This window comes from Mesorhizobium sp. P3_A9, from assembly GCF_056402975.1.
In genome coordinates, this window is the sequence record NZ_JBFUGJ010000343.1 from 1 (window position 1) to 6,063 (window position 6,063).

The 6,063-nt window shown below is 62.1% G+C and carries 9 protein-coding genes; 6 read left to right on the forward strand and 3 right to left on the reverse strand.

Features of this window, described 5'->3' with window-relative positions; translation table 11 throughout:
- The 4 genes from petA to AC1DX0_RS29220 form a co-directional block, all read left to right on the forward strand.
- The coding region (gene petA, locus AC1DX0_RS29205; RefSeq protein ID WP_477357885.1) for a ubiquinol-cytochrome c reductase iron-sulfur subunit at positions 1-256 on the forward strand (256 nt) is incomplete at its 5' end.
- A 17-nt stretch (positions 257-273) separates the two neighbouring features.
- A complete protein-coding gene (locus AC1DX0_RS29210) occupies positions 274-1,614 on the forward strand; it encodes a cytochrome b (RefSeq protein ID WP_477357888.1) in 1,341 nt (446 codons plus the stop codon).
- A 27-nt stretch (positions 1,615-1,641) separates the two neighbouring features.
- Positions 1,642-2,508: a cytochrome c1 gene (locus AC1DX0_RS29215; RefSeq protein ID WP_477224112.1), complete on the forward strand. Its 867-nt coding sequence runs from the start codon at positions 1,642-1,644 to the stop codon at positions 2,506-2,508.
- Between the two features lie 275 nt (positions 2,509-2,783).
- Positions 2,784-3,476: an acid phosphatase gene (locus tag AC1DX0_RS29220; protein WP_477357891.1), complete on the forward strand. Its 693-nt coding sequence runs from the start codon at positions 2,784-2,786 to the stop codon at positions 3,474-3,476.
- Positions 3,477-3,581: 105 nt separating this feature from the next.
- Here AC1DX0_RS29220 and AC1DX0_RS29225 read toward each other — a convergent pair whose 3' ends face one another.
- Positions 3,582-4,079: a hypothetical protein gene (locus AC1DX0_RS29225; protein ID WP_477224110.1), complete on the reverse strand. Its 498-nt coding sequence runs from the start codon at positions 4,077-4,079 to the stop codon at positions 3,582-3,584.
- Between the two features lie 168 nt (positions 4,080-4,247).
- On the opposite strand from AC1DX0_RS29225, the gene AC1DX0_RS29230 reads away from it, so the two are divergent.
- Both AC1DX0_RS29230 and AC1DX0_RS29235 read left to right on the forward strand, forming a co-directional pair.
- A complete protein-coding gene (locus AC1DX0_RS29230) occupies positions 4,248-4,403 on the forward strand; it encodes a hypothetical protein (protein WP_477224109.1) in 156 nt (51 codons plus the stop codon).
- 73 nt (positions 4,404-4,476) lie between these two features.
- Positions 4,477-5,022, forward strand: coding sequence for an adenine phosphoribosyltransferase (locus AC1DX0_RS29235; RefSeq protein WP_477224108.1), 546 nt, complete (start codon positions 4,477-4,479; stop codon positions 5,020-5,022).
- Between the two features lie 166 nt (positions 5,023-5,188).
- On the opposite strand, the gene AC1DX0_RS29240 is transcribed toward AC1DX0_RS29235, so the two are convergent.
- Together AC1DX0_RS29240 and AC1DX0_RS29245 are read right to left on the reverse strand one after the other, a co-directional pair.
- A complete protein-coding gene (locus AC1DX0_RS29240) occupies positions 5,189-5,659 on the reverse strand; it encodes a MaoC family dehydratase (protein ID WP_477224107.1) in 471 nt (156 codons plus the stop codon).
- Positions 5,656-6,063, reverse strand: a 408-nt coding sequence (locus AC1DX0_RS29245) for a MaoC family dehydratase (RefSeq protein ID WP_477357893.1), incomplete at its 5' end; no start/stop codon positions are given. The genes AC1DX0_RS29240 and AC1DX0_RS29245, both read right to left, overlap by 4 nt.

Below are 6,063 nucleotides of genomic sequence, written 5' to 3' on the forward strand. Positions count from 1 at the left end.
TCTGCCGKCCGATGCRCCGGCGACCGACGCCAACCGYACCACGCCSGGCAAGGAAGCCTGGATGGTGATGGTTCAGGTCTGCACGCATCTGGGCTGTATTCCGCTCGGCCAGGAAGGCGAGTTCGGTGGCTGGTTCTGCCCGTGCCATGGTTCGCAATACGACACCGCCGGCCGCATCCGCAAAGGCCCGGCGCCTGAGAACATGGCTGTGCCGGTATTCAAGTTCATTTCCGATACCAAGATCCTTATCGGTTGAGGCAGGGGGATATTTCGATGAGCGAGGGACACTCGACCTACACGCCCAAAACCGGTATCGAACGCTGGTTCGACGCCCGCATGCCGCTGCCGCGACTGGTCTATGACAGCTTCGTCGCCTATCCGGTGCCGCGCAACCTCAACTACATGTGGACCTTCGGCGGCATCCTGTCGATCATGCTGGTGGCGCAGATCCTGACCGGCATCGTGCTGGCCATGCACTACACGGCCGACACCAATCTCGCCTTCGGCTCCGTCGAAAAGATCATGCGCGACGTGAATTCCGGCTGGCTGCTGCGCTACATGCATGCCAACGGCGCTTCGTTCTTCTTCATCGCCGTCTATATGCACATCTTCCGTGGTCTCTATTACGGCTCCTACAAGGCGCCACGCGAGCTGCTCTGGATCCTCGGCTGCATCATCTACCTCCTGATGATGGCGACCGGCTTCATGGGCTATGTGCTGCCATGGGGACAGATGAGCTTCTGGGGCGCCACCGTCATCACCGGCTTCTTCAGCGCCATTCCGCTGGTCGGCGAGTGGATCCAGCAGTTGCTGCTCGGCGGCTTCGCCGTCGACGACCCGACGCTGAACCGCTTCTTTKCRCTGCACTATCTGCTGCCGTTCATGATTGCCGGCGTCGTCGTGCTGCACGTCTGGGCGCTGCAYGTGRYSGGSCAGWSSAACCCGACCGGCATCGAGRTCAAGTCGAAGACCGACACSGTMGCCTTCACCCCTTACGCGACCATCAAGGACGCGTTCGGCATGATCGTGTTCCTKTTCRTCTTYGCCTAYTTCRTCTTYTWCCTGCCGAACTWTCTCGGCCATCCCGACAATTACATCGTCGCCAATCCGCTGAAGACGCCGGCCCATATCGTGCCGGAATGGTACTTCCTGCCGTTCTACGCGATCCTGCGCGCCATCACCTTCAACATCGGGCCGATCAACTCCAAGCTCGGCGGCGTGCTGTGCATGTTCGGCGCCATCGTCATGCTGTTCCTGGTGCCGTGGCTCGACACCTCCAAGGTGCGCTCGGCGGTATACCGGCCCTGGTACAAGCTGTTCTTCTGGCTGTTCGTGGCCGACGCCATCCTGCTTGGCTGGCTTGGCTCGCAGCCGGCGGAAGGCGGCGGTCTGTTGACCCTCCTGACCGGTGAGTTGGTGGGCAACTACGTCGGGTACGCTCAAGCGGCGACGCTGTTCTACTTCGCCTTCTTCCTGATCGCGCTGCCGGTGCTTGGCCTGATCGAGACGCCGCGCAGGCTGCCGAACTCGATCACCGAGGCGGTGCTTGAAAAGAACAAGGGTGGCAGCGGGCATCCGGCGGGCGCCACAGCCGCGCCAGAGACCAAGGGCTGAGCGGTAGAGAATCTAAGGGGATTTGGCATGAAAAAGATTCTCACCTCGCTGGCGCTGATCGGCCTTGTGGCCGCCGGCACTGCGGCCTTCGCCGCCGAAGAGGCGCACAATGCGGCAGCGCCGACGCATTTCCCGATCAATGAGCCGAAGGAAATGAGCTGGAGCTTCACAGGTCCGATCGGGACCTATGACAAGGGCCAGCTGCAGCGCGGCCTGAAGGTCTACAAGGAAGTCTGCTCGGCCTGCCATTCGATGAACCTGGTGGCGTTCCGGACACTCGAGGGCCCAACGGGCCTCGGCTATTCGGATGCCCAGATCAAGTCGCTGGCGGCGACCTACACGATCCATGACGGCCCCAACGATGCCGGCGACATGTTCGATCGTCCCGGCAAGCCGTCGGACTATTTCCCGGCACCATTCCCGAACACGGAAGCGGCCGCGGCCGCCAATGGCGGCGCCGCTCCGCCCGACATGTCGCTGCTGGCCAAGGCGCGCGGCGTCGAGCGCGGCTTTCCGCAGTTCGTCTTCGACATCTTCACCCAATATGACGCTGGCGGCCCCGACTACATCCATTCGCTGCTGACCGGCTACGACCAGACGCCGCCGGCCGGAATGGTCATCCCCGAGGGCACGCACTACAACCCATACTTCATGTCTGGCGTGTCGTTAAAAATGCCCAAGCCGCTCTCCGACGGCCAGGTGACCTATGATGACGGCGCACCACAGACGGTCGACCAGTATTCCCGCGACATATCCGCCTTCCTGATGTGGGCGGCCGAGCCGCACATGGAAGCCCGCAAGCATACCGGCATCAACGTGCTGTTTTTCCTGCTGGTGTTCGGTGCGCTGGTCTACCTCGTCAAGCGGAAGGTGTGGGAAGGCGTGGCGCACTAAGGCCTGCCGATATTCTGGTGAGGCCGGTCTGCAAACAATGGTTTCCTGCGCTTCCGGTGCTCACGTACTTTAAGTACGCTCCGCTCCGGTTCTCGGAAACCATCGTTTTCGACTCGGCCTGACCTGAATCTCTAGAGGCCTCAAGCCGTTCTGAAGCCAATACGATCATGCAAGGGCGCCGAGAGGCGCCCTTTTTGATACCAAGGGGCGGTGATGTCACATGGCCGTCATCGCCCATAGCGATCCTGCGTCATTCCTACCAAAGGATCGCTCCTATGAAGAAATATGCATCGCTGGCGGCTGGTCTGCTGCTGCTGGTCATCGGCTCCGCCGCCCAGGCCGAGGACGCCAAGCCCTTCGTCACCAACAAGGACGTGGATCTGACGATGATCCTGCCGCCGCCGCCGGCAAACGATTCGGCGCAGACCAAGGCCGAGCTCGGCGAGGTGCTGGCGCTGCAAGTGACGCGCACGCCCGAGATGGTGGCCAGCGCCGTTGCCGATTCCGAGGAGAATGTCTGGCGCTTCGCCAATGYCATGGGCCCGAATTTCAACAAGGAGAAGCTGCCGAAGTTCAGCGCCTTTTTCGATCGCGTCGAGACCGAAGGTGCTGTCGTCGATCCGGCCAAGGATGTCTGGAAGCGTCCGCGTCCGCACCAGCTCAGCGATCTCGTCAAGCCGGCGGTCAAGCTGTCGAGCTCCGGTTCCTGGCCGTCCGGCCATGCCACCGTTGGCACCATGATGGGCATTATCCTGGCCGACATGGTGCCGGAGAAGCGCGCCGAGATCATGGCGCGCGCGGCCGAATATGCCCACAACCGTGAGGTTGACGGTATCCACTATGCGTCCGACGTCGAGATGGGCAAGATTTCCGGCAGCGTCATTGCCGCGATCCTGCTCAACCGGGACGACTTCAAGGCCGAATATGAAGTGGCCAGGGCCGAGCTTCGTTCCGATCTCGGCATGTAAGTCCTAGAGCGCGTCGCGTCGAAGCGGATTCACGCGACGCGCTTGGGTGCTTCTCTGCGCGCCAGCAGGGACGTCAGGACCCAAGGGACTGAAGCCGGCAACAGCTTATTGCGTCGACACTTGCACCGATATCGGAAAGGCGAAGTACAGGTTGCAGGCAACAAGCTCGATACCTCGTTTTCCCTTGCGAGAGAGAGGCTCGGGCGCTTCAACGGCAACAGTTGCGCTGCCTTTGCCCTTCGCCTGCAGTGCGACGAGAGCATCATAGACTTCGCGACGCTCGCGGACGGATGCCTGCTTCGGATTTTCAGGGTAATAAACCGGGATCGTCAAAATCAGATAGTCCATCCGACAGCGCGGCGCCGAAATCGCGACTGCCTTCCTGCGCAGAGCGATCTCGAACGCGCCGGTCCGTTCGTCGAATCCAGTGATCCATTGTCGGCGCGTATGCAATTGTCCAAGCGCGTCGCCGACTACGAAATCTGTCGGGCGTAGCACCACCGTCCAACTGGCCAGCTCGGCAGCGGAGACGACAGCCGGCACCCAGCTCAGGAGCGCGGTTGCCATGATGACGGTCAGTATTTTTCGCAGAAGATGGGTCATGTAGCGACCATGGTTCGACCGGAAGGGGCGCTTCAGGCGCCCCTTTTTACCTCTATGCGAGAGTTCGGCAATAAGTCCTTTGGCATAGCGCGGCGCTCAAAGAGATGCGGATCGAGATCGACGGGTTATGAAGTTATGGGCTGCAATTCGATCGGAAAAGTGTCGGAGATGATCGAGAACAGTGCCGAGACCAGCTGGCCCATGGAAATGCCGTTGCTGGTGAAGAGTGAAGGGCAGTGGAAGATCGCCGCGCAGGCATGGGACCCAGCGAACGAGGCCAATCCCTTGCCGGATGCGCTTGTCTCGGGCGTCACATCGCGCTAGCCGTTGTCGGTCGCGTCGGGTTTGGTCCCTGCGCCGTTTGCATTTGCCAGCTGGATCACCCGGAGCCGCCTCAATGAAACCTTCGCTCGAAGACACGCTGCTGGCCGCGATCCGCACCATTCCGGACTATCCCAAGCCCGGCATCCTGTTTCGCGACATCACCACGCTGCTCGGCAATGCGCGCGCCTTCCGCCGCGCCATCGACGAGCTGGTGCATCCCTATGCCGGGCAGAAGATCGACAAGATCGCCGGCATCGAGGCACGCGGCTTCATCCTSGGCGGCGCYGTCGCCCACCAGCTTTCGGCYGGYTTCGTGCCGATCCGCAAGAAGGGCAAGCTGCCCTAYGAGACGGTGCGCGTCGCCTACAGCCTGGAGTACGGGCTGGACGARATGGAGATGCACAAGGACGGCGTGGCCCCTGGCGAGAAGGTGATCCTGGTCGACGATCTGATCGCCACCGGCGGCACGGCGGAAGCGGCGGTGAAGCTGCTGCGCCAGATCGGTGCCGATATTCTGGCGGCCTGTTTCGTCATTGATCTGCCGGATCTCGGYGGGCGCGCCAAGCTSGAGGCGCTGGGTGTGCCGGTCAGGACGCTGATTGGGTTTGAAGGGCATTGAGCAGTTTTTTCCTTCTCCCCTTGTGGGAGAAGGTGGATCGGCGCGCAGCGCCGAGACGGTTGAGGGGTGGGTGACGGAGTGCCGTCGACGCCAAGCTGGAGCACCCCTCATCCGACCTCGCTTCGCGAGGTCACCTTCTCCACAAGGGGAGAAGGAAGAGGCGCTGCTACTCCACCTTCACCAGCACGGCGCTTTCAAACTCAAGCACCTTGTCGCCCGTTGAATCAGAGGCCTCGCAGCGAAGCGCCAGCAGCCGCCAGCCGGGGCGCGATGAGATCGGGCGGTGGGAAACCGCCGTGCGCGTGAAGGTGACGGTTTCACCGGCATGGACGGGCTTCAGCCATTTGAGGTTCTTGAACCCGGGCGAGGGGCCAAATTCTGGCATCGGGCCAGGGCCGTTCCAGTTGGCCCCCTCTGCATCCATGCGGGCTTCGAGGTTGAGTTTCATCCAGGTGGCCGCGGTGTGCCAGCCGGAGGCGCAAAGCCCGCCGAGCACGCTCTTCCTGGCGGCCTCCTCGTCGATATGGAAGATCTGCGGGTCGTATTTGCGGGCGAACGCCTTGATCGCCTCGGGCTCGAATCTGTGCGAGCCGAGCGTCACCGTGGTGCCGATGCGGAAGAATTCATCCAGGGTCATGCGGCATTCCCCGCGGCATCACGCGTCAGGAACATGACGGAATTCTCAAGCTCGAAGACGCTTTCGCCACGCTGGTTGACCAGCTCGCTGCGCATGGTGACGAAGCCGAGTTGCGGCTTCGAGCGCGACAGGCGCTTGGCCAGCACAACCAGATTGCCTCTGAGCGTATCGCCGGCCAGAACCGGTTTCTTCCACTTGACCTGATCGACGCCGGGCGCGCCCTGGCAGGTGGAGTCCAGCAGGAAGGCATCGCACAGCATGCGCATGAACATGGCGCAGGTGTGCCAGCCCGAAGCCGAGAGACCGCCCAGGATGCTGGCCTTGCCGGCCTCCTCGTCGAGATGCATCGGCTGGGCGTCGAATTCGCTGGCGAACGCGATGATTTCGGCGGCACTCACCTGCTT

What these genes read in the sequence shown, in the direction of transcription:
- AC1DX0_RS29215 (WP_477224112.1), top strand. Translation starts at nt 1,642, where the DNA reads ATGAAAAAGATTCTCACCTCGCTGGCGCTGATCGGCCTTGTGGCCGCC.
- AC1DX0_RS29225 (WP_477224110.1), bottom strand. Translation starts at nt 4,079, where the DNA reads ATGACCCATCTTCTGCGAAAAATACTGACCGTCATCATGGCAACCGCG.
- AC1DX0_RS29230 (WP_477224109.1), top strand. Translation starts at nt 4,248, where the DNA reads ATGATCGAGAACAGTGCCGAGACCAGCTGGCCCATGGAAATGCCGTTG.
- AC1DX0_RS29240 (WP_477224107.1), bottom strand. Translation starts at nt 5,659, where the DNA reads ATGACCCTGGATGAATTCTTCCGCATCGGCACCACGGTGACGCTCGGC.